Source organism: Psychrobacter aquaticus CMS 56, from assembly GCF_000471625.1.
GTDB lineage: Bacteria > Pseudomonadota > Gammaproteobacteria > Pseudomonadales > Moraxellaceae > Psychrobacter > Psychrobacter aquaticus.
Genome location: NZ_AUSW01000022.1, coordinates 24,139 through 46,768, shown reverse-complemented (window position 1 = coordinate 46,768; position 22,630 = coordinate 24,139). Strand labels below are relative to the sequence as shown.

General features: G+C 42.7%; 20 protein-coding genes and 1 tRNA gene. 9 read left to right on the top strand and 12 right to left on the bottom strand.

The window, feature by feature from the left end; translation table 11 throughout:
* Window positions 1–211 precede the first annotated feature (211 nt).
* From queE to M917_RS06410, 4 genes are all read left to right on the top strand, one after another.
* Window positions 212–958, top strand: coding sequence for a 7-carboxy-7-deazaguanine synthase QueE (queE, locus tag M917_RS06425; RefSeq protein ID WP_021813981.1), 747 nt, complete (start codon window positions 212–214; stop codon window positions 956–958).
* 61 nt (window positions 959–1,019) lie between these two features.
* Window positions 1,020–2,126 (top strand): multidrug resistance efflux transporter family protein, encoded by a 1,107-nt coding sequence (locus tag M917_RS06420; RefSeq protein WP_021813980.1) that lies wholly within the window; start codon window positions 1,020–1,022, stop codon window positions 2,124–2,126.
* 101 nt (window positions 2,127–2,227) lie between these two features.
* Window positions 2,228–2,863, top strand: a complete 636-nt coding sequence (locus M917_RS06415; protein ID WP_021813979.1) for a trimeric intracellular cation channel family protein — start codon at window positions 2,228–2,230, stop codon at window positions 2,861–2,863.
* Between the two features lie 256 nt (window positions 2,864–3,119).
* Entirely contained in the window at window positions 3,120–3,785 is a 666-nt protein-coding gene (locus tag M917_RS06410) for a trimeric intracellular cation channel family protein (protein ID WP_021813978.1), read from the top strand.
* A 39-nt stretch (window positions 3,786–3,824) separates the two neighbouring features.
* On the opposite strand, the gene recJ is transcribed toward M917_RS06410, so the two are convergent.
* Entirely contained in the window at window positions 3,825–5,666 is a 1,842-nt protein-coding gene (gene recJ / locus M917_RS06405) for a single-stranded-DNA-specific exonuclease RecJ (protein WP_021813977.1), read from the bottom strand.
* Window positions 5,667–5,974: 308 nt separating this feature from the next.
* Between recJ and M917_RS06400 the strand changes: the two genes are divergently transcribed.
* Window positions 5,975–6,490, top strand: coding sequence for a DUF697 domain-containing protein (locus M917_RS06400; protein ID WP_021813976.1), 516 nt, complete (start codon window positions 5,975–5,977; stop codon window positions 6,488–6,490).
* Window positions 6,491–6,725: 235 nt separating this feature from the next.
* Window positions 6,726–7,115: a hypothetical protein gene (locus tag M917_RS06395; protein WP_021813975.1), complete on the top strand. Its 390-nt coding sequence runs from the start codon at window positions 6,726–6,728 to the stop codon at window positions 7,113–7,115.
* Window positions 7,116–7,263: 148 nt separating this feature from the next.
* On the opposite strand, the gene M917_RS06390 is transcribed toward M917_RS06395, so the two are convergent.
* The gene (locus M917_RS06390; RefSeq protein ID WP_021813974.1) at window positions 7,264–7,629 is read right to left on the bottom strand and encodes a hypothetical protein; all 366 of its coding nucleotides are present in this window, start codon (window positions 7,627–7,629) and stop codon (window positions 7,264–7,266) included.
* A 186-nt stretch (window positions 7,630–7,815) separates the two neighbouring features.
* On the bottom strand, window positions 7,816–9,927 hold the full coding sequence (gene uvrB, locus M917_RS06385; RefSeq protein WP_021813973.1) for an excinuclease ABC subunit UvrB: 2,112 nt from the start codon (window positions 9,925–9,927) through the stop codon (window positions 7,816–7,818).
* A gap of 431 nt (window positions 9,928–10,358) precedes the next feature.
* On the opposite strand from uvrB, the gene dps reads away from it, so the two are divergent.
* The gene (gene dps / locus M917_RS06380) at window positions 10,359–10,841 is read left to right on the top strand and encodes a DNA starvation/stationary phase protection protein Dps (RefSeq protein ID WP_021813972.1); all 483 of its coding nucleotides are present in this window, start codon (window positions 10,359–10,361) and stop codon (window positions 10,839–10,841) included.
* A gap of 311 nt (window positions 10,842–11,152) precedes the next feature.
* On the opposite strand, the gene M917_RS06375 is transcribed toward dps, so the two are convergent.
* The 6 genes from M917_RS06375 to M917_RS06350 form a co-directional block, all read right to left on the bottom strand.
* On the bottom strand, window positions 11,153–11,698 hold the full coding sequence (locus tag M917_RS06375; RefSeq protein WP_021813971.1) for an acyl-CoA thioesterase: 546 nt from the start codon (window positions 11,696–11,698) through the stop codon (window positions 11,153–11,155).
* Window positions 11,699–11,835: 137 nt separating this feature from the next.
* Window positions 11,836–12,246, bottom strand: coding sequence for a DUF2177 family protein (locus M917_RS06370; RefSeq protein WP_021813970.1), 411 nt, complete (start codon window positions 12,244–12,246; stop codon window positions 11,836–11,838).
* Window positions 12,247–12,283: 37 nt separating this feature from the next.
* A complete protein-coding gene (locus tag M917_RS06365) occupies window positions 12,284–13,756 on the bottom strand; it encodes an SAM-dependent methyltransferase (RefSeq protein ID WP_021813969.1) in 1,473 nt (490 codons plus the stop codon).
* Between the two features lie 66 nt (window positions 13,757–13,822).
* Window positions 13,823–14,794 carry a DUF1365 domain-containing protein gene (locus tag M917_RS06360; protein WP_021813968.1) on the bottom strand — a complete coding sequence of 324 codons (972 nt, stop codon included), beginning with the start codon at window positions 14,792–14,794 and terminating at the stop codon, window positions 13,823–13,825.
* A 41-nt stretch (window positions 14,795–14,835) separates the two neighbouring features.
* Window positions 14,836–16,545 carry an NAD(P)/FAD-dependent oxidoreductase gene (locus tag M917_RS06355; RefSeq protein WP_021813967.1) on the bottom strand — a complete coding sequence of 570 codons (1,710 nt, stop codon included), beginning with the start codon at window positions 16,543–16,545 and terminating at the stop codon, window positions 14,836–14,838.
* Window positions 16,546–16,618: 73 nt separating this feature from the next.
* Window positions 16,619–17,356, bottom strand: coding sequence for an SDR family NAD(P)-dependent oxidoreductase (locus M917_RS06350; RefSeq protein ID WP_021813966.1), 738 nt, complete (start codon window positions 17,354–17,356; stop codon window positions 16,619–16,621).
* A gap of 364 nt (window positions 17,357–17,720) precedes the next feature.
* Between M917_RS06350 and M917_RS06345 the strand changes: the two genes are divergently transcribed.
* Both M917_RS06345 and M917_RS06340 read left to right on the top strand, forming a co-directional pair.
* A complete protein-coding gene (locus tag M917_RS06345) occupies window positions 17,721–18,923 on the top strand; it encodes a pyridoxal phosphate-dependent aminotransferase (RefSeq protein WP_021813964.1) in 1,203 nt (400 codons plus the stop codon).
* 257 nt (window positions 18,924–19,180) lie between these two features.
* A tRNA-Asn gene (locus M917_RS06340) sits at window positions 19,181–19,256 on the top strand.
* 402 nt (window positions 19,257–19,658) lie between these two features.
* Here the strand turns inward: M917_RS06340 and icmH are convergent.
* The 3 genes from icmH to M917_RS06325 form a co-directional block, all read right to left on the bottom strand.
* Window positions 19,659–20,471 (bottom strand): type IVB secretion system protein IcmH/DotU, encoded by an 813-nt coding sequence (gene icmH / locus M917_RS06335; RefSeq protein WP_051354241.1) that lies wholly within the window; start codon window positions 20,469–20,471, stop codon window positions 19,659–19,661.
* Between the two features lie 120 nt (window positions 20,472–20,591).
* Window positions 20,592–21,938 carry a type VI secretion system baseplate subunit TssK gene (gene tssK, locus M917_RS06330; RefSeq protein WP_021813962.1) on the bottom strand — a complete coding sequence of 449 codons (1,347 nt, stop codon included), beginning with the start codon at window positions 21,936–21,938 and terminating at the stop codon, window positions 20,592–20,594.
* A gap of 9 nt (window positions 21,939–21,947) precedes the next feature.
* The gene (locus M917_RS06325; protein WP_021813961.1) at window positions 21,948–22,625 is read right to left on the bottom strand and encodes a hypothetical protein; all 678 of its coding nucleotides are present in this window, start codon (window positions 22,623–22,625) and stop codon (window positions 21,948–21,950) included.
* Window positions 22,626–22,630: the final 5 nt, after the last annotated feature.

Genomic DNA, 22,630 nt, shown 5'->3' with positions numbered 1-22,630 from the left:
TAGCAATTAAAATTATTACTGTTCCCAAAAAAGATGCTGGAGAAGACTCCCGCATCTTTTTTGCAGCTTAATATCAGGGGTTACGTTATAATCCGCTTTTTATGGTGGCTTTATACAAACGTAAGATCAACTCCACTATAAACTGTCTTTTTTATTACGATTGATACCTGCTTAATCGCTTTATCAACACTTAACTGTATTTGAAAATATTATGAGCGAGTCACTATTACGCACCGCCGCCATTCCTGTTACTGACCCTGAAGCAGGGTTACGTTTGACAGAAATTTTTTACTCATTACAAGGTGAAGCACTGACGTCAGGCTTGCCGACGATTTTTGTGCGCCTCACTGGCTGTCCGCTGCGCTGTGTTTATTGTGATACCGAGTACGCTTTTACAGGCGGTGAACGTCAATCATTAGAAGCCATTATAGCGACGATCAAAAGTTATCCTTGCCTGCGTATCTGCCTGACAGGCGGTGAGCCGCTGGCCCAACCCAATGCAATTGAATTGATGAAACGTTTGCTGAGCGAGGACTATGAAATCTCGCTTGAGACGGCAGGCGCACTCACGGTAGAAAATGTGCCACCAGCAGTCAGTAAAGTGATGGATCTCAAAACCCCAAGCTCAGGTGAAGTCGATAAAAACCTATGGTCAAACCTCGACTATCTGACTCAGCATGACCAGATCAAATTCGTCATTATGAACCGTGAGGATTACGACTGGGCAAAAGCCAAACTGTCTGAGCATCAATTAGACAAACGGGTCGGCACAGTTTGGTTTTCACCGATGTTCAATGTCGCAGATGATGTCGATAAAGCAGCTAATAGAGAGATGAGCAGTCCCGATGTGCCAGTATTGGCACGTGAACTTGCAGAATGGATATTAAAAGATGCCCTGCCCGTGCGCTTCCAGTTACAACTGCACAAAATTATTTGGGCGGACGCCAAAGGCAAATAAACGACTAAAAAGTTGCACGAACTATTTGAATAAATAGCAAGCCAAGGATAAAGGTATAAGTATGATCAAACTCATTTTATTGGGCTTATTGGCAGGCGCGTTTTTTAGCTCAACGTTTGTGTTAAACGAGGTGATGAGTGCCGCCGGTGGACATTGGTTTTGGTCAGCCAGCCTCCGCTATGCTTTTATGTGGTTGATTCTGACGGTTATCATTGTGATGCAACATGGCTTTGGGCGTATAAAATCGCTGACGGCTATCTTTTGTCAACATTGGGGCTTTTGGTGTGTGACTGGCAGTATTGGTTTCGGGGTATTTTATACAGGCATCTGCTACGCCGCCGATCACGTCGCAGGTTGGGTGGTCGCCGCTACCTTTATGTTCACTGTCGTCACCAGTTTGCTTGTGCTATTGGCGTTTGGTCAACGGTTTGACAAAAAATTCATCGTGTATGCGCTATTGGTTTTCATCGGCGTGGTAATGGTTAACGTCAGCGAAGGTTTGCACGCCTCTGCCATAGCCGATGTCAATGCAGTGCCAATGGCTGATATGCTGCTTTATGGGGCGCTACCTGCTCTCGTAGCCGCTTTTAGTTATCCAATTGGCAATCAGCTGGTTTGGCAAGCCTCTTATAATGCCAAGCAGCACAAAGCCAAACAACACGCTAGTCAGCAAAAATCGCAACCCATGCGCGCTGAGACAGCACTATTAGCCAGCGCCCATGATGCAGCTGATAATCTCGTCACTACCCGTGACACTGCTAGGACCTCTGCCATGCAAACCTTAATTGGCCGTATTCCTGTTATCGAAACCAACCTATTACAAAATGCGTTTAACAAAGTATGGTTAATGACACTCGGTAGTTTGCCATTTTGGCTTATTTTAGGCCTCTTTATTCGTCCTGATATGCCTGACACCTCACAGCTATTCAACACCTTACTTGTTGCTTTATTAGCTGGTGTGGCGGCAACCAGTCTCTTTTTGTATGCCCGCGAAAAAGCAGAAACGTCAAGTGAAGTGGCTGGAGTTGATGCGACGCAAGCCAGTGAGGTGATATTTGCCTTGATTGGCGGCATGATATTGCTCAATAATGCCCTACCTTCTGCCATGGGCTTGATTGGCATTGGTCTAATCATACTGGGGCTCATATTATTTGCAAAAGATGGCTAGCGCTGCCTCACGTTGAGCAGCGTCTCTTTTAACTGGTCTACATTCAATTTAAAACCCACATAATCGCGCTATTTTTATGGTCACTACTTGGTAATACAAGCATGGTTAATGATTTAATTTTTCCTGATATTTTATTATATTTGTTGGATATGATTGGGGTGATTGCTTGCGCGATAGCAGGCACACTGCTGGCACAACACAAAGGCTTGGATATTTCTGGCTGTATTTTGGTATCCATGGTCAACGCCATCGGTGGCGGTACACTACGTGACATGGCGCTGGATCGTCATCCACTATTTTGGATGACTGACCTTAATTATGTGATCGTCATCACAGTGACCTCTCTTATTCTACAAATGTTTTTTCACCTATATCATAAGATTGATAATGCGCTTAAACTCTTTGATGCCATTGGGCTAGCGGCTTTTAGTGTGATTGGTTTTAAGGTAGCGTTGACACAGGACATGTCCCCTGTCATCGCTGTCATGATGGGCGTTTGGACGGCTATTATTGGTGGTTTGCTGCGTGATATTATTTGTAATGAAATACCATTGGTACTCCAGCGTGAGATTTATATCACGGCCAGTATTGCAGGGTCTGTCACATATTTATTCTTGCAGTACCTCGGTATCAACGCTGGTATTAATGAGTTCATTATGTTGTTTGTTATATTTGCTATACGTATGCTAGCGCTGAAATTTGACTGGCACTTGCCCTCTATTCGCCTCGTTGCTTAATATAATTTAATTAGTATAATTAGTATAATTTGCTTAATGTGCATCGACTAATATTGCGGCGTTCGTTTCAACTTGGCAGATTTGATATAGTTGAAATACTTTAAAGTCGCTACAGTATTGCTGGTGTAAATTTTTTGCAGGCTCTGTCTGCGAAGGCACAGCAAGCAAAATTTGCACCAGCAGTACGTGTTGTATCGATATTATTTTTCACTGACTATATCGCTTGATAATTATTCATAATTAGTGAGAATTGCTCATGTTGGCTATTGCATTGGACACTGCCGCACTGATCACCACGTTTGACCCGCGCTCTTTGATATATTTATTTGATATGATCGGTATTGTCGCTTGTAGTGTTTCAGGCACCATACTGGCCAAACACAAAAACTTCGATGTGTTCGGCTGCTTGCTGGTATCTATCGTGACTGCAATCGGTGGTGGTACGGTCCGCGATGTCATCTTGAATCGTCATCCCTTGTTCTGGATGGTAGACATGAGTTATTTGACCGTTATCACCATATCTTCCCTAGTCATGCAGATATTTTTTCACCCCAACTCAAGACGAGTTGATAAATTTCTCAAACTGTCAGATACCATTGGACTGTCCGCTTTTACGTTGATCGGTATCAAGGTTGCCGATAGTATGGGCGCAAATGTACCGGTGGCACTGTTGCTAGGCGTTATCACCATTATCGTGGGCGGCATCATTCGCGATATGATTTGCAATGAGATTCCGCTGGTACTACAGCAAGAGATCTATATCACCGCGGCATTGACGGGCGGCACTCTCTACTTTGCCTTGCACAATTTGGGCGTAATAGCATGGGTCGCTGATATTGCTGCCATGAGTACGATTTTTACCTTACGCATGCTGGCGATACGCTATGAATGGCAATTTCCAACACTTGAGTGGAAGTATTAGAAGTACGGAAGGCATTTCACATTCAAAATATTTAATATCTCAACTGTTTTCTACCACCGCCAAATCCTTGACCATGAGCTGCAAGCTTTGTTTGCCATTCCACTCGTTAATGTCTAACTGAAACAATACATGCACGTGCTCGGCACGGTAATCCCAAGCGCTGCTATCAAAATTAAAATAAATCGCCTCAATTGGATACTGTACGTCAGGATAGCGCAGTGACAATTTGAGATGTTTGTCCTTCAATACCTTAAAGCTCAACACTTCAAATACGCCATCGAATATCGGCGGTGCGAAGCCATGACCCCAAATACTGGCCTCAGCCAAATGCTCAGCAAACCATAAGCTAAAATCACTCGCCTGCAAAGGCCCATCCGTGAATTTTTTCTCGGCAAACACTGTATCATCCATCTGTGCCATGACGTTATCAAACGCTGCCTCAAATGCCTCAAAGTTACGACGTTTGAGAGTCAAACCTGCTGCCATCGCATGTCCACCAAAGTGGCTGATAAGGTTAGGATAACGCTCAGCGACTTGCTCAATCGCATCACGAATATGTACACCAGCAATCGAGCGGGCTGAGCCTTTGATAGCATCGTCATCGCCAGTCTTCTGCGTGTCCGCTGGCGCAAAAACAATGCTAGGCAAATAGTGACTTTCCTTCAAACGTCCTGCAACGATACCGATGACGCCTTGATGCCAATCATCTTGATATAAAACAATGCTGCGTTTATGGTCGTTATGTTTATGAGCGCTATCGGTAATTTTCTCAGACTGATTCTGAATAATGATATCGCTACTTTCACCAGCACTAGCATCATCAACATCAGCATTAGCATCAACCGCCAATGTCTGCACAATGCTATCCGCTTGTGCGCGCATCTCGCCTTCTACCTGACGACGGGTACGATTGAGCTGTTCAAGTTCCTGCGCCAGACGCTGCGCGGTGCTCCAATCCTCAGTCAATAAACACTCAATACCGATACGCATATTGTCCATACGACCAGCAGCATTAATACGCGGGCCTAACACAAAACCAAAGTCCTGTGCCTGTAATTGCTTGGGATCGCGACCTGCTTGCTCGAGCAGCGCTAAGATACCTAAGCAACAACGTCCTTGACGGATAGCAGCCAGTCCATGATGCACCAAAATACGATTGTTTTTATCGAGCACACCCACATCGGCAATCGTTCCAAGCGCCACCAAATCTAAATACTGACTGACTTGTACCGTAGACTTACCAGCCTCACGGCGCAGTTTTGCCAAGCGTCCAAGCACATAGAACGCCACGCCCACTCCAACCAGCGCTTTACTGGTAAAGTGGCAATCAAGCTGATTGGGATTGACCACAGCTTCCGCAGGTGGCGTCTCTTTGGTCGTAAGATGATGATCTGTGATAATGACGGTAATACCGTCAGCCTGCGCTCGTGCCACGCCTTCATGACTAGAGATACCGTTATCTACTGTCACGATCATCTCTGGCTGATAGGTCTTTATACCCAATTCGACAATCTCTGGCGTCAGCCCGTAGCCATATTTGAAGCGATCCGGTACTAAGAAATCGACCATAGCACCCATCTTTGTGAGCGCACGCATCATCAACGCTGTGCTGGTCGCGCCATCACAGTCAAAATCACCAACGATCAAAATGCGCAGACCTTCATCAATCGCCACATCAAGCAAACGCACCGCCTCTGCGACACCGTGCAATTGCTCAGCAGGCAATAGGCCGGACAACCCTGTATCAAGCTCAGCAGGCTCAGTGATGCCGCGAGCCGCATATAAACGAGCAAGCGTTAGTGATTGATTAGCAAGGGGTTGCAACGCAGTCGGTAATTCGTCGATGCAAGTTTTTGTATAACGGGGGGTTAAATTTAGCATGGGCGTATTCTACTGACTTTACGGGAGGCTCACAATGACAATTTTTAGTGCCTCAGTCTATTATTTGTGATTTTGCCCTCATATTCTAGATACAGCGGTTTAGAATATATTTCGCTGAATTTGATAAATAAAATGCCAAGTACACCATTAAATAACGTTATATTTACAAAAACGGTGCACAGTGAACGTAATTTCCTGCATTTTGCTACAAAGCACTAATTGTATGCTGCTCATAAATCCATAAAATAGTAGCCATCTAAAATACTTGTTATGCAACTTAATCCATTTATTATTTATAAGGAAGTTTTATGAAAACGACACCTCTTGCGGAAAAATTACCAAATACCATTGATCCAAATTTAGACCTTGAACAAGTTAAAAAAGAATGCCAGAAGTTGGTAAAAAAACGTGCCAGAGTATCAGCTGGTGTGGCTATCGTTCCTGTGCCATTTTTTGATGTGGCAGTAGATGCAGGTATGCTCACTCAGCTTGTCCCTGAAATAAGTGAACGTTTTGGTTTGATTGAAGATCGCAAATCTGCTATCGACTTACAATCAAAAGAAATACATTGGAGTGCGGTTAAAGATCGTACTGTCGACTTTGCTGGGCTAATGGCAACACGTGGTCTTGTTAAAAAAACCATTCAAGGTTTTGGTGGTCGTATCGCCGCCAAACAAGTCACAAAATTCATCCCGTTGGGTGGTCAATTGGTGGCAGCGACTTTGGGTTACACTATCTTTAAGAAAATCGCGAACGATCATATCAATGAATGCTATAAATTGGCCAAAGACATTCAACAAAAACAACATGGCAAAAACGTCTAAAAATGGTCGAATAAATCTTGTATACCTGTAGCCAGTTAAGACATTATGTCTTAACTGGTTTTTTTGGTTTCTGATAAAATCTCAATCTCTGATAAGCACTGGCATTTTTTATAGTATCAAATATGACTGCCTCCATTAAAAATATGCAATAATCAGCAGCCAATCAGGCTAGTAACACTACTGGCCATACTGACTCTTATATCTATCGTAATTAATAAACTTAAAGGATTAACCCATGAAAAAATACCTTGCTTCAACCGTCATGCTTGCGACCTTGGCTCTAGCTGGATGTACAACGACAGGTGATGCCAATAGCACGACAGGCAATGCTATCGGTACGGCAAATGAAATTGGCATGAATGTCTTTAAGGCGGCGATTGATAATCAGTGCCGTAGCCAAATTGAGAAACAGAATGCTTGGCGCATTGCCAGCGTGGCGATGACGGAGACACAACAAGAAGCGGTAAAAAGTAATGTTTGTGGCTGTGTCAGTGAGCAAGCACCGCAACAAGTGACTTTTGTTGAATTAGGAAATGCTGCTATAGATTCACAATATCGTACACAGCTGGTCGCAAGAGTCGTCGCAAAATCTTTACAAAGCTGTTATACAAGTTTTACCAAATAAGCCATTAAATACATAATATCGAATGACTTACTTGGCACTGATAGGCTAAAAGTATAAGACCAAAAAAGGGGACAGCATATATAGCGTCCCCTTTTTTTATTTCTAAGCTTTTGATGTAAATAATATTATAAATCCGCCTACAATCTACTTATGATAAAGGTCTAGACGGTAACGATGGTGCAGAAGACAATATTTTATTTCGACGAAAGTATTTAGATGAACTGTCGATAATTTTACTAACTTCTTTAACCAAATCATCTATTACATCATCATAAATACCATGATGCAGCTCGGTTTCAAATGAGGTAAATGGATGCTTACGTGGGGCGGAGCTCACTTCTGTCACACCTTGCTTAGTATAAAAAATATCGACCCGACCATCACTATTTAGTACACAATTTAATGAACCACCATCAAGCTCCATTTCTAACCGCTCAGGCATAAAGATATAATCGTCCACATCCATGAGCTTTTTTTCTACTTCTCGTTTAAAAAACGACTTGATATCAAACATAAACAATCCTTTAACGTAAAATTTATAAAATAAGTGAGCACGCCTGACTTTATGACCATCGCCCAGCATTTATCTACATGCCTAATAGGTCGTGCTTTATTAAATTATTCTACAAGATACGTTGACAATTTTTAAGACAGTATATGTAAAACTGCGTTTGATGTTAGTAAAAATGAGGTGTAGTTGTTAAATTAAATGCGCTTTAAGTTCGAGTACTTTATCACGCGTTTTTGCTGCCTCCTCAAATTTTAAATCACGAGACATTTGCTGCATTTGCTTTTCGAGGCGCTTAATTTCTTTGGCCAGCAAGTCAGGACTACGCAATATGTTGATATCCACATCCGGCAGATTACTTTTGATTGGAATCACTTGATTGTCATTGGCATTATGGTCATCACCTGTATCAATCTTATCAGTAATACTACGGCGCGCACCTTTTGGCGTGATGTTATGCTCGATATTAAAAGCAACCTGCTTTTCACGGCGACGGTCGGTCTCATCTATCGCTTTTTGCATACTGTTGGTGATGCGATCGGCATAAAGAATGGCCTTACCATTTAAGTGACGGGCAGCACGACCAATGGTCTGAATAAGCGCACGCTCAGAACGCAAAAAACCTTCTTTATCTGCATCAAATATCGCGACCAGTGAAACCTCTGGCATATCGAGACCCTCACGCAATAAGTTAATACCCACCAAAACATCATGTACGCCAGTACGCAGCTCATGAATAATCTGCATACGCTCTACCGTATCGATATCTGAATGCAAATAAGCAACTTTGACATCGTATTCTTTTAGATAACTGGTCAAATCCTCTGACATGCGTTTGGTCAATGTCGTAATCAATACGCGCTCATCTTTTTCGCGGCGCTTGGTAATCTCCGATAGCACGTCATCGACTTGCGTCAATACAGGACGTATCTCAATCTCTGGATCAATCAGACCCGTTGGACGCACAACTTGCTCGACTACTTGCTCGCTGTGTTCTAATTCGTACAACGCAGGCGTGGCACTCACATAAATCGTCTTTGGTTTGATGCGCTCCCACTCTTCAAACTTCATCGGGCGATTGTTCATTGCACTTGGCAAACGGAAACCATAATTGACCAAGTTTTCTTTACGGGATCTATCGCCTTTATACATCGCTCCAATCTGCGAAACGGTTACATGCGACTCATCAATAAACAGCAGCGCGTCTTCTGGAATATAATCAAACAAGGTCGGTGGAGCCTCCCCTGACGGACGACCAGAAAGATGCTGTGAGTAGTTTTCGATACCATTACAGTAGCCAAGCTGCTGAATCATCTCTAGATCATACTGCGTACGCTCTTTAAGACGCTGTGCTTCAACCAGCTTGTTATTGTCGCGAAAATACTCTAAACGTGGCTCTAACTCAGCGCGAATGGTATGGCTGGCAGCTTCTAGTTTGTTGCGCGGTGTCACATAATGCGATTTTGGATAAATGGTAATACGCGGTACGTTGCGCACCGTTTTGCCCGTTAAAGGGTCAAACCAAGTGATCTTCTCCACTTCATTGTCAAACAGATGCACACGTACTGCCAGTTGTTCAGACTCAGCAGGATAGATATCGAGCAGCTCACCCCGCAAACGGTAAGTACCACGGCCAAAATCCAGCTCGTTACGTGTGTATTGCATTTCAACCAAACGCTTAATCGTCGCAGTACGATCGATCTTATCGCCGACAACGATATGTAGCAGCATTTTTAGATAGCTTTCTGGATCACCCAAACCATAAATGCAGGATACCGAAGCCACGATAATCGCATCACGACGCTCTAACAGCGCACGCGTCGCTGACAAACGCATCTGATCGATATGGTCATTGATGGCACTGTCTTTTTCAATAAAAGTATCGCTGGCAGCCACATAAGCTTCCGGCTGATAGTAGTCATAATAGCTAACGAAATACTCAACTGCATTATTAGGGAAAAATGATTTGAACTCGCCATATAGCTGGGCAGCAAGCGTCTTGTTGTGCGCCATGATAATCGTTGGACGCTGAGTCTCGGAGATAACTTTAGCCATGGTATAAGTCTTACCAGAACCAGTGACGCCCAGTAACAGCTGTTCGTCCATCCCAGAATTGATACCGTTTACAAGCTTTTTAATTGCTTGCGGCTGATCGCCTGCTGGCTCAAAGTCTGTCACCATCTCAAAGGCACGACTCGAAATTTGCGTCCCTGACGCATTCACACCACTAATTTCAGCTTCGCCTTGGAGCTGGGTGGCCAATTGATTTAACTGACGCGATGAACGTGGTTCAGGCATTCGCATAATGGCTTTCTTCTTATTGAGGTTTATTACAGTATGGGGTTCAAATTCGTAATTTTAAAGGATGATTGCTGGTTCTGTCTTATGATTATAGTCGACAGTGCAATTTTAAATCTAAAGGTATAAACCATTTATTTACCAACACATAATTGGTGAATAAATATAAAGTAGTTATAAAAAACGCACACAGTATCCGTTAAATTTACAAAGCTTTTCATGATTAACAAACTCATTACACGACCACCTACTAAAGCATAACGCTTGAGGGTTCCATCCTCCGTTTAAGCTGCTATTATCGATACTGAATTAACAAGCTGTAATTTAATAAGCAGTTATAAAGCAAAATATTAATAACAATGCATATGAAAAAATGCAGCAACAGAATAGTTATTAAAAAAACCACATTCAGTAAAAACAAAATAACGGAGTAGAATATGAGAGAACGTTACGCAAGTGGAATATCAGACGACACTGCCAAAAAAATGATCGAACTGTTAAACGCAAATTTGGCAAATGTCATTGATTTGACACTAGACGGTAAGCAGTGCCATTGGAACTTACAAGGTAAAGGCTTTATTGGTGTACATCAGTTATTAGATGATACAGCAGACCGTATTCGTGAAATATCAGACACCATCGCTGAGCGTATTGTGATTTTGGGTGGTCAACCAAACGGGCTAGCAAGCCGTGTAGCAAAAGACTCTATTTTGGATGATTATCCAACTGATATCACTGAGGTCGATCAACACGTCCGTGAGATCACTGATCGCTATAAAAAAGTCGCTGAAACGCTACGCGAAGCGATTGATACTGCGGGTGACGCGGGTGATGAAGATACCGCTGATTTGTTGACAGAAGCCAGCCGTATCATTGATAAAGATGCATGGTTCATCGGTGCCAATGCACCAAAGAAATAATACGCTTATGATTTAGTATATTAAAATCTTCAAATTATAAACATCACGTATAATAAAAAGGCTACCTATATATAGGTAGCCTTTTTTTATTATATAAAAATAGCCAAACGTATGTTATTAATCGGATTTATAAAGATTATGCTTAGGCTAAATATTTCTAAACCTCTAACCTTAGTTTCATTGTTTAGTGATATTGTTTAGTGATCAGGCAAAACCAGCATCTCTGCATTGGGTATTGATAGCGTCAAAATTGCCCTAAGTTTAACCCCACTACTCATACTTTTGGGTTTAATATTACTTTTTTACTCAGACTATTCTTCACCATTACTAGGCAGCTCTCCATCCATCTCTTCTATATCACAGCTTGGACGATGCGAGCTTTCCATACGCAAGTTCTTACGCTCTAGCGCCGCATCAGCACGGCACTGCTGCATTTTGTTTTTGATATTGAGATGCGGTACAGGCGTTGGCTTACCATTGTCATCAATAGCCACCATCGTAAAATAGCAACTGTTGGTATGACGCACCGTACGGGCACGAACGTCTTCAGCTTCGACGCGAATGCCTATCTCCATTGAGGTGTTTCCCACATAATTGACACTTGCTGCAAAAGTAACCAATTCACCAACATAGATAGGCTCACGGAACATCACTTGATCCACAGACAGTGTCACTACATAGTTACCACTATAGCGACTGGCGCATGCATAAGCGACCTGATCCAACATCTTCAGCAAATCACCACCATGTACATTGCCGATGAAATTTGCCATATCGGGCGTCATGAGTATCGACATGTAGAGTTCATTCTTTAAAGGGGCTTTTTTGGCGGTTGAACTGGTATTGTATTGCGGCATAACGTTCCTTACGATTGTCTAATACTTATTTATTCTGAGTATCATTTATACAGTAGCGTACGACATAGCGCAAATTGTCATCTACCGACCGATGGTTTGGGTTGTTTAAATGGATAACTTGACGATGCGCTTATGCTTTAACTCAGCCAGTGAAAACGATAAGCAAGCCAAGCAACCATGGCGCTAACAGAACCTGTCAAAATCCCGCCCCAAGCAAAATCAACCAATGCTGTATCCAATGTAAAGCCTTTATATAAAGCTAAGCTAGTAAAGTCATAGGTGCCATAAGCCATCAGCCCAATTAAGCCACCGAGTAAGAAGATATGGCCAATTGATGCATTCGCTTTGATTTGTGGATATAGGATTAATATACATAGTGCCAGTACATAGAACATATAAAACACGCCAGCGGCAATCATGTTTGGCTCGTCAGCCAATAAGTGACCGATACGCGACTCATAAAAAGCCCCTTTCATAGTCGTGAGCCAAACCGCATCGATACCCAAAAATATGACCACAGCAGCAAGATAGATAAATACATAACCCATAACAAACTCCTTTTATTTAGATTGTTTCGATCACAGCTTATGAAGACATGGTGTGGTTTCCACACGTACAATCACCGTTATCCTGCATCAAATCGTCAATCAAATGGCTGCTTTGCACATCTTGGAGACTATCATTAGACGGCAAATCAGCGAAGTGCATCGTGTCAATATTATTTGGCTTCACAGCTGTCAATTGTACCACCCCAATCGTCCGCTCCAAAAAACCACCTTCACAGTAACAGAAGTAAAAATCCCATAAGCGAATAAAGGCATCATCATAACCCAGTGCTATTATCTCCTCGCGCTGTGCCATGAATGCAGCACGCCAATCTCGCAATGTATGGGCATAATCAAAGCCATAATCATGCAATTGCTTGATGACCATATCCGTCTGCTCAGTAAATTGCGTATTTAGCTCTTGATTTGATAGCAAACAACCGCCAGGGAAAATGTGCGTCTGGATAAAATCGACTGAATTTACGTATTCTTGATAATTTTGGTCATTAAAGGTAATCGCTTGCAGTACCATCAATCCTGTGGGTTTGAGCAAGCTATTACACTTAGCAAAGAAAGTCGGTAAATACTCGTGCCCTACCGCCTCAATCATCTCGATACTGACCAATTTGTCATAGTGGCCTGTCAGCTCACGATAGTCTTGCTTAAGTAGTGTGACCTTATCAGACAGTCCAGCCGCTTCGACTCGGCGCTGTGCCTCATCATACTGCGCATCAGATATGGTGGTGGTGGTCACATGGCAGCCATAATGCGTGGCAGCATAAATAGCAAAACCACCCCAACCAGTGCCGATTTCAATCACCTGATCCTCAGGAGTCAGTTGCAATCGCTGACAAATAAGCGCCAATTTATGCTGCTGCGCCTCACTGAGCGACACATCTGGCGTACGATATACCGCCGATGAATACATCATCGTGTCGTCCAAAAAACGCTGGTACATGTCATTACCCAAATCATAATGCGCCAATATATTGGACTTGGCACCAGATTTATCATTGCTGCGTAGCTGGTGCTTTGCTTTCTCAAATGCTTTGCTCACGCCAGCAAAACGATTCTCCAGTTTGTTCAACACTGCCAAGTTGCGAGCCGCCAAGCGAATCAATCCAGTCAAATCATCTGTTTCCCACTCACCATTGATATAGCTATCTGCTAGCGCAATAGAGCCGCCAAGCAGCAATTGACGATAAACCGTACGATCATGGATTGTCAACGTTACCTGCAATGGATGTCGACCGACTGCCGAGCTACTCTTGGTCTCTGTAGATTGGCTACCAAAACGACGTGTATAAGATGACTGCTCGTCAAATGCTTCGATAATAGTGAGGCTACCAAACTGAATATGTGTCAAAGCGCGAAAGATAAGTTTTCTTGCTAAGTGATTGACACCATTACCCACTGGTTGCAAGATAACGCTCTCATTGACTGTTTTATTCATTCGTGCCGTCAATTTTTCTAATGTTGAGACTGGTGCTCGGTCGGTCGGTCGTGCTGGCATCGTGTATTTATCCTTGTCTAAGTTCTCTAAATTTGAGGGGTTAAAATTACGAAATTTTCTGAATTTTTAATCGTCAAAGCCTGTCTTTTTGAGTGCTTTTGTTTGCTGCTGACTGTCGGCTAGCTTTTCATCATAATTGATATAGGGCACTTTTTTGATCGCATAGAGCTTAAACGCATGCCAATAGATACGCGTTACAGACGTCAAATTCATCAGCGGATTTTTCTGCAAGCTGTCACGAACAGATGTATCCGTCATTGGCACGCCAGCCATTTTTATGCCAGTTTTTAACACGTCACCGCGCTCATCGCTGATATCAATCGCAATACGAACCTGCAAACCGTTATCTAGCTGGCTCTCCATCTCGTTTTTCGTTGTGTTCTTTATGGTCACTTGCCAACGATATAACTGGTCGATAGGATTAAAGGGTGATACATGAAAATTTTTGTCATGACAAAGCTCAGTGTCCGTCCCATTGAGTAAAAATCCATAATAATGGCGTTTGTTCCATGGCGTATTGGAAACCTCAGCCAATAAATGAGTCGGTGTCTGCTGGTTATCAAAACCAATATAAAAATTCACCGGGCTAAAATACAGGCCAGCATTACGGCAAACCAGCAATCCAAGCATATCACCTGTTGGCGCGCTACCAGTATGGTCAGTAAATACTTGGTGTAAACGATGGTTAAGTGCTTGAAAGCTATTCAATCCGTCTTCTTTATTATTGAGGTTATTTACATCGTTATTTTTACTTAGGCTATTAAAATCCTGCAAATAATCATCAGGACAAAACTGCTGTAATGCCTTTCTCTTCGCTGAAAATAACGGCAATTTCCCTAAAATTTTATGTTTACTAGAAGTTGCCACGCTGACTTCAGGAAGTGTCTGTCCTGCCGCCAAGGCACTAATATTGACGCCCCAATAGCGATATGGATAAACGAATTTATGTATATTTGGCAACAGCCGACTGTGCCATGTTGTGCCATGGAATAATTGATGCTGTAAGAAGCTATTAGACGACTCTTCTTTGATAGGCATAGCACGCTCTTCGTTGGGGTTGATTTATTTTTATGACAACATCATTTGTTTCTACGACTGCCAAATAATCCGCGCTTTTGCTTTATGCTCGGAGAAGTTTGTAACTGCTCAATGTACTCGATCAGCTCCTGATTGGTGGTCGCAGTCGTCACTTGACGTTGATTCAATTTGCGCAGTTTGATATCTGCTTTAATAGGTAAATCCTTGTAGCGAAATGGCGTATGAGCGCTATCAGCATCCGGCAGATGAATCGGATCAACGTCATCCTTTATATCAATACTATGCCCTAGTGCTTGACACACACGCAACCCACTGCGCACCCCATCTTCATGGAAACCATTAAACCAATAAGCCCCGCAGAAATGCGTGTGCAAGCCATTACCAGAAATACTTGTCCACTTGGTTTGAGCGGCTATCATTGCTTGATCAAAAACTGGATGACTGTAATCAATACTCTTGATGACTTGCTTGTCATTGATATCTTGGTTGAGGGTGACTAGATAGTTATGGTTTTTGGTGAGTCGTTGCAAAATATTCATATGATAAGTCAGCACCGGTTTTTCGGGCGATTGCGTGTCTTCAGGCTTGGTTTGGGTGCCGTCTTTGCCAGCAGAATCCTCGTCTATCAAATAGTTCCAGCTTGCCCATGCCAATGGCTTTTTGGGTAACACACTGGTGTCGGTATGAAGAACGGCTGTATTTTTGGTAAAGCGGAAATGACTCAGCACTTCCGTTTCCTCTACACTGGCATCTTTTAGAATGTTAAGTGCAGTATCGGCGTGACAAGCAAAAATAACCTCATCAAATACTCGATTTTCAGACCCACCATTAATGCTATTTTTATCCTGAATCGTTACTGTCACATTATCAAGCTTAGCATCACGAATCACAGACTGCACGGGGCAATCTACCTGTATATCACCGCCAGCTTTGACAAAGCGAGTTACCAACTTATTGACATACTGTTTTGAGCCACCCTTGATAGTAAACCACTGTGGACGGTTAACCACATCGAGCAAACCATGGTTGTCAAAAAACTGAGCAAAAAACACCAAGGGAAAATCTTGCACGTCGCTCAGACTGGTTGACCAAATCGCAGAAACCATCGGCAACAGATAGTTATCTACAAACAACTTACCGTAACGTTTTTCGGCGAGATAGCCACCGAGTGTTTGCTCAGTGAAGGCGCTGACGTCTTGGCCTTGCGCGCGAGCAGTTTCATAGTCCTGACGTAGCTGCTTGATGTGTTTATTAAATCGTAAGACATCTTTGATAAATTGCCAAAACTTAGGATTGAGAACATTTTTACGCTGCGATAATAATGTGTTAAGCGTATGACCATTGTATTCAAAATGACGCGCTGTATTCTTTACCGAAAAGCTCATATCAGTCGCTTGAAATGGGACTTTTAGATCATAAAGCAGGCGAAAAAAGTTGGGGTAGGTACGCTCATTAAACACAATAAAACCTGTGTCTATTGCACTACTTTCTACTTTGCTACTTTTGGCTTTTTTGCCATCTTGCAACGTCACATCAATGGTATTTACGTGACCGCCGATATAATCATTGGCCTCAAACACCGTCACGTCATGTTGCGCCACAAGATAATGCGCGCAAGTTAATCCTGACACACCCGAACCGATGATCGCAATACGCTTTTTAGTTTGAGTATCGTCAGAAATTTTTGCATTGCTGCTATTTTCTTCGACTGTTGGTTGCTTGCTTGCACGCTTGAGGCGAATAAACGGCATAAAAGGATTCCTTTCTATTTTCTTTAGTGGACTATTTTCTTTAGTAGACTATGTTTTTGATGACGATGATGGGCTATTTTTTATTAAGCTTTCCACTGACCTGCTGCCAAACCAAATCTGGCAATGTACCCAGCGCCTTTAACGGTAAGGTGAGTTTTTTGGGAAATTCGATCACGTCATGGCCGTTTTTTATACCATTACGAATGGCCTGACTCGCCTGCTCTGGTGTTTGGATAAATGGCATAGGAAAATCGTTCTGTTTGGTCATTGGAGTTTCGACAAAACCAGGCACGACTAAGCTAACTGACACATCATTCTCTGCTAAGCTAATCTGTAAAGTTTTCATCAGATAATGAATGGCGGCCTTTGAGCTGCCATAAGCTTCAGCACGGGCAAACGGCACATAAGCAGAGGCTGAACCAATACCTACTAAACGGCCTTTTGAGGCGATTAGCTTTGGCAACACGCCTTCGATGGCATGTGCTAACGTACCCATATTTACTGACATGACCTTCATAAACGACGCACTATCAAAGTTTGGCATGTCCAAATATTCACACATACCCGCGCCACAAATCGCCAAATCCACCACTTCGATTTCGTTAAAAGCTTCGATCACCTTGTCACGATCCATCAAATCCAACTCAATGGTTTCGGCTCCCAATGATTTGAGTTCGGCCAAGGCTCCATCATCACGACCGACGGCATACACATGATGGCCTTCTAGCAGATAATCTTTTGTTAATTGATACCCAATACCAGAAGTTGCGCCAGTAATGAGGATATGTAGTTTTTTGGGAGAATCTGTCATCGTAAACGTCCTTTTAGTCATTTTTAGTCAAAAAGTTGTGGTAAAAAATTTCCCATTCATGCAAATTTTCAATGAGCCATTGTTCTTTATGTGCGACTGATTGTTCTTTTTATAAGCCTGATAGTATTCATTGTATTTTATTAAGGGATCATTCATTTTATTTATTAAATCTAAACAATGATAGCGTAAGGCCATTGATTTATTGTTGTGGTTTCGCAATTATTTATCGACTGAATCTATCCGATGGATTCGTCATTCTCTGTTACTACCTCTATAAGACAGCTTAATAACCGCATGCTACAATGCAAAAAGAAAATTACCTATATTTTCACCACTCTCATCACCACATAAAAAAGGATCTCTTATGAGCGAGTTGCAACTGTCAGACCGCGTCAACAGCATCAAGCCATCACCTACGCTAGCGATTACCAATAAAGCCAAAGAGCTAAAAGCCGCAGGAAAAGACATTATCGGTCTAGGCGCTGGCGAACCTGACTTTGATACACCTGAACATATCAAAAAAGCAGCCATTGAAGCAATCAATAATGGCTTTACCAAGTACACTGCTGTTGATGGTACGCCAGAGCTCAAAAAAGCCATCATTGAGAAGTTCAAGCGCGACAATGATATCAGCTATGAGCCGAATGAAATCTTGGTATCGGTCGGTGGTAAGCAATCATTCTTTAACCTTGCCCAAGCGTTTATCAATCCAGGTGATGAAGTTATTATTCCAGCGCCGTATTGGGTCAGCTATCCTGACATGGTTATCATCGCAGAAGGCGTGCCAGTCATCGTCAAATGCCCTGCTGAGCAAGACTTCAAAATCACCGCTGAGCAGTTAGAAGCGGCTATTACTGATAAAACCAAAATGTTGGTATTAAACAGTCCTTCTAACCCAACGGGTATGATTTATACGCTAGATGAGTTAAAAGCCATCGCTGAAGTGCTGAAAAAGCACCCACAAGTCTATGTGGCCTCAGACGATATGTACGAGCACATTCGTTGGACGGGTGATAAATTCTACAATATCTTGAATGCCGCGCCTGAGCTTAAAGACCGTGCAATTATTTTAAACGGCGTCTCTAAAGCCTACGCGATGACAGGCTGGCGTATCGGTTATGCGGGTGGCCCTGCTAAGTTAATCGGTGCAATGAAAAAAGTACAATCACAATCAACGTCATGCCCAACCTCTATCAGTCAAGTCGCTGCAGAAGTCGCTATTAGTGGTGATCAAAGCGTACTAGAACCAATGGTAGCGGCATTTGAAAAACGTTGTGACCTTGTCGTTGATGGTTTGAATGCCATTAAAGGCATTACTTGCCTGCGTCCTGATGGCGCATTCTACGTATACCCAGACATCAAACCGCTGATCAAAGCCGCTGGTCTCTCGTCTTGTACAGAATTTTCAGAATGGTTATTAGATAAAGTTGGCGTTGCAGTGGTACCTGGTGATGCATTCGGTTTAGGCGGCTACATGCGCATCTCTTACGCAACCGATGAAGCCACGCTAAAGGACGCACTGTCGCGTATCGAAAGAGCGGTTGCTGATTTGGACGTTGCTGAATAACTTCTAACGAGCAATTGGTCTAAAAGTGTTTTGATAAATAAAGACGCCCCATGTGATTTATGGGGCGTTTTCTTGTGAATGCTTTAGTTATGTGTTGGCAAAAACCTTCTATTACGTCATTAAAACGATAAATTTTACTCATTATGCAAAAAAACGCTTGACGTATTTCTTATCTTTGCTAGAATACGCCCCACTTAGTAAGAACTCGTTAGAGGCTGCTAAGGCTCGTTGTAAGAGGTTAGATACTTACAGCTTATTCTCCAATAGCTCAGTTGGTAGAGCAACGGACTGTTAATCCGTGTGTCCCTGGTTCGAGCCCAGGTTGGAGAGCCACATTTTAGTCGTAAATTCTTTGAGTCACCTTAGATTCAATTATGGCATTTGCCAAGACCCTCATCACTTTGATGGGGGTTTTTTTATGGTTGTCATTTCTACAGTTTATATGAATTGCTTTATGTAAATTAAATAGCGCTTCGCTAACGGTAAACCCTCTTGCTTTAGTAGATTCACATGAAAATGCAGTTCTGCTGGGATAAATTTATATCAGTAGAACTGCTTTTTAACTATAGTCGGTGAAAAGTAATATCGATACAGTACGTACTGCTGGTGCAACTTTTTCTTGCTTGCTGTGCCGTTGCTGCCAGAGGCTGCAAAAAATCTACACCAGCAGCACTGTAGCAATTTTAAAGTATTTCAACTATGTCTTTCTTCGTTTTGAAATAACTGTAGTAGCAACTAAGGTAAGAAAATAGAAATATGGGCTTGTTCTTTATTTTCTTGAATCACATGGTCATATGCTGAGAGTTGATTGTCAGAAAAACGATTGGTAACCTGCCACATGGTTGCAAATATCGCCGTCAACAACACTGCGATTACTACAAGTATAATCCATAGTGGCGTTTCGCTCGTCAGCGTATGTTTGATTTGATCGGGAATCGCCCAAAATGGTGAAAATTCATTTTTATTGCCGCGTAGATGCTCAATCTCATCACCCAAGCGCGCGATCAGGTAGCGAATCTTTTCAGGCGCTTCTAAACGATACTTTCCTTGAAAGCCAAGCAGCATAGCATAATGATAGACTTCTAAAGCAGGCAGACGCTTCTCACCTTGCTCACGCAAACCATCTAAGCGCTCAAAAAATTCATTACCCGCGATTTGTGAGCCAAACAAATCCAATTGCAGAGGATTCAGCTCCCATGCATCTTTTAGCGTTTGGAACATCGGCTCCTGCGACGTCATGATGGTTTCGTCAATCAATGCACAATAGGCATATTTGGCTTCATGAATATCTTCTGACAAAAACCCTCTTTTACGAGCATTGATCTCAAATTTGTCTAAAAAGTCATATATTTTTTGGCGAAATTTGCGCGGCTCGGTACTGAAATAGTGATTGCGTAGTAAAAACACCAAATAAAAACCGTCATACATGATATCAACCAGCGATTGGCTGCTGATACGTTTATCAAGACCGTTTGCTGAGACCTTTGATGCTACTTCGCCTGAATCTAATAATGAGGGCGCAGAACCCATTGAATTATTCCCTGACATGACTGTTCCTAATGCTAATGATTTTAAATACGACTACATATAGGCAATACTGAATAAAATGGATGCGCAGCATGATGACGCGAGACTGCTATAAATCTTTCTACCTTAAATTTTAAAAAACTACTGGACGATAGCCATCAACTCAATTTTTAAATCATCAAAGCCATTTGGTACATAGATACAGATAGATTCAGATTTTATCATTTCATCATACAACTCACCCACTGGCTCAATAGTAAAGTAGCTAAATCCCGGTCGTACTGGTATAGCGCTCGGTACTTGAGTCACATGCGAAACGGGCGAGCCCGGAAGCGCTGATAACACACGTTTTTCTACTGAGTCAGGGGTTGCAATCTTAAAGCGGCGCGGTACGATATCGATGAGTTCATGCATCGGTAACGATGAGCTGACGGACAGATACAACTGTGAACCACGGGTAATCTTGTCACTACTCAGATCGCCCATGTAGTAAGACGGTTTATTTTGACGTAATGGAATCGAGATAAAGTTGCTTGCAATTACCGTGTTAAGCAGCTCACGAATGATCAAAATAATACTAACAAACGACTCGTTCGCATTATTATGATGATAAGCAGGCAGATCGCCCACTTTGTATAATGAGCTAAAAGTAGCTAATTGACTGGCTACATTTAATAGCGCTTCATAAAGACGTTCTGGATGTAATTTGGCATTGTTGTATAAATGGCTTAACTGAGAGTAGGCGGTGTTAAGCGTGTGCAATAGCCAAAAGGAGGCAATATCTGACGAGCGAAACTCTAGTAAGTCATTGTTGGACTGACGATGATGGTCGTACAATGAGGTAGACTTGGTATTAATCATGGTCATCAAACGATAGACTTGAGTGACGAGCGCAGGGTTACTCATAATATGAACGCTTGGGACAATATAGTCCTCGTCCACTTGGTAGACGCCCTGCGTGGTACGTTCAAGCTTGGCAACCAATAAAGAAACGGTATCTTGACTGGGCGCTTGCGCAGAATGACTGAGCTGCAAGCTTGGTGAGAGCTTAATGACATCAATAACCGCTTCCGCTGCCTGACTGTATAGATCTTGCACCTCTACAGCGGCTCTGACATAGCGCGCTGGATTGTCACTGTGGTCTGTCTGTATATTACTGCCGCCGCTATGCACTATCTCTAAGCTCAAAAAGACAAAAACCTCGTCGCCATTGTCTTGCGTGTCTAAGGTAATGGCTTTTGGTAAAGCATCTGTACGAGGTGCTTGATATAGTGTCCCATCTGGCAGTACCGCATAAATGCTTTGAAAACTTAACAGATTGCTTTCTAAAAGTTGTTTGTCGATCTGTACATCAGATACCCCATACGCATACGGATGCATCAGCGTCATGCTTAATGCCCGCTGCGAATTATGATAGGTGTCTTGAATTTGAAAATGCTGAGGTCGTAAAAACAGCCCCTCTCCCCATAGTACTCTGTGTTTACTCAAGACAATCTCCTACGAACAGCTCACTAGTGGCTGCTGATAATAGTTAAGTTTGGTGGTAAATGTAGGTGCCAGCTCTGGATTGATACCGCCTGTAATACTGACATCACATGCACCAATATTCAGTGCAAGGGGCGTCTCAAAATTTAGACTATCGAGCGGGATAAGCAGCTGCGAGCGTTTCTTGGTGTACCTAAGCCCTACTTTTACCGCGACAAAACGCGCATCTTGCGGGATATGTAACGTCACACTGGTTGCACGGTTAGGAATAATACTGATTTCTTTAGCAACCAACGCTTCAATGTCAGTAAACTCGCTTTCTTTTTCCAAAAATGCAATGTAAGCGGTGCTCGCTGTCCCTTGCGTGGTACGTCCAGCATTGGCGTTAGCCGTTGGCTTGATATCCAGTGTCAGCTTCTGACGTTTTAGCTGTTTTTGCAATGCCTGCTGTTCTGCGTTCATCATCTCAAGCTGCTGCTGTTGCTGCTCTAATTGAGCTTTAAGATTTTGCAAATCGTCATGACTACTTTTACCATTTTCAATAACGCTTTTTATATTGTCGTGAATATTAGACTCGCCTGCCAAGGTAGAGGCTTTACTATTTGAATGGTTCAATTTATCAGTGCTACACCCTACTAGCACCCCGCTGAGTAAACAGCCTGTGGCTATTAATACTATCGGCAATGTCATACATC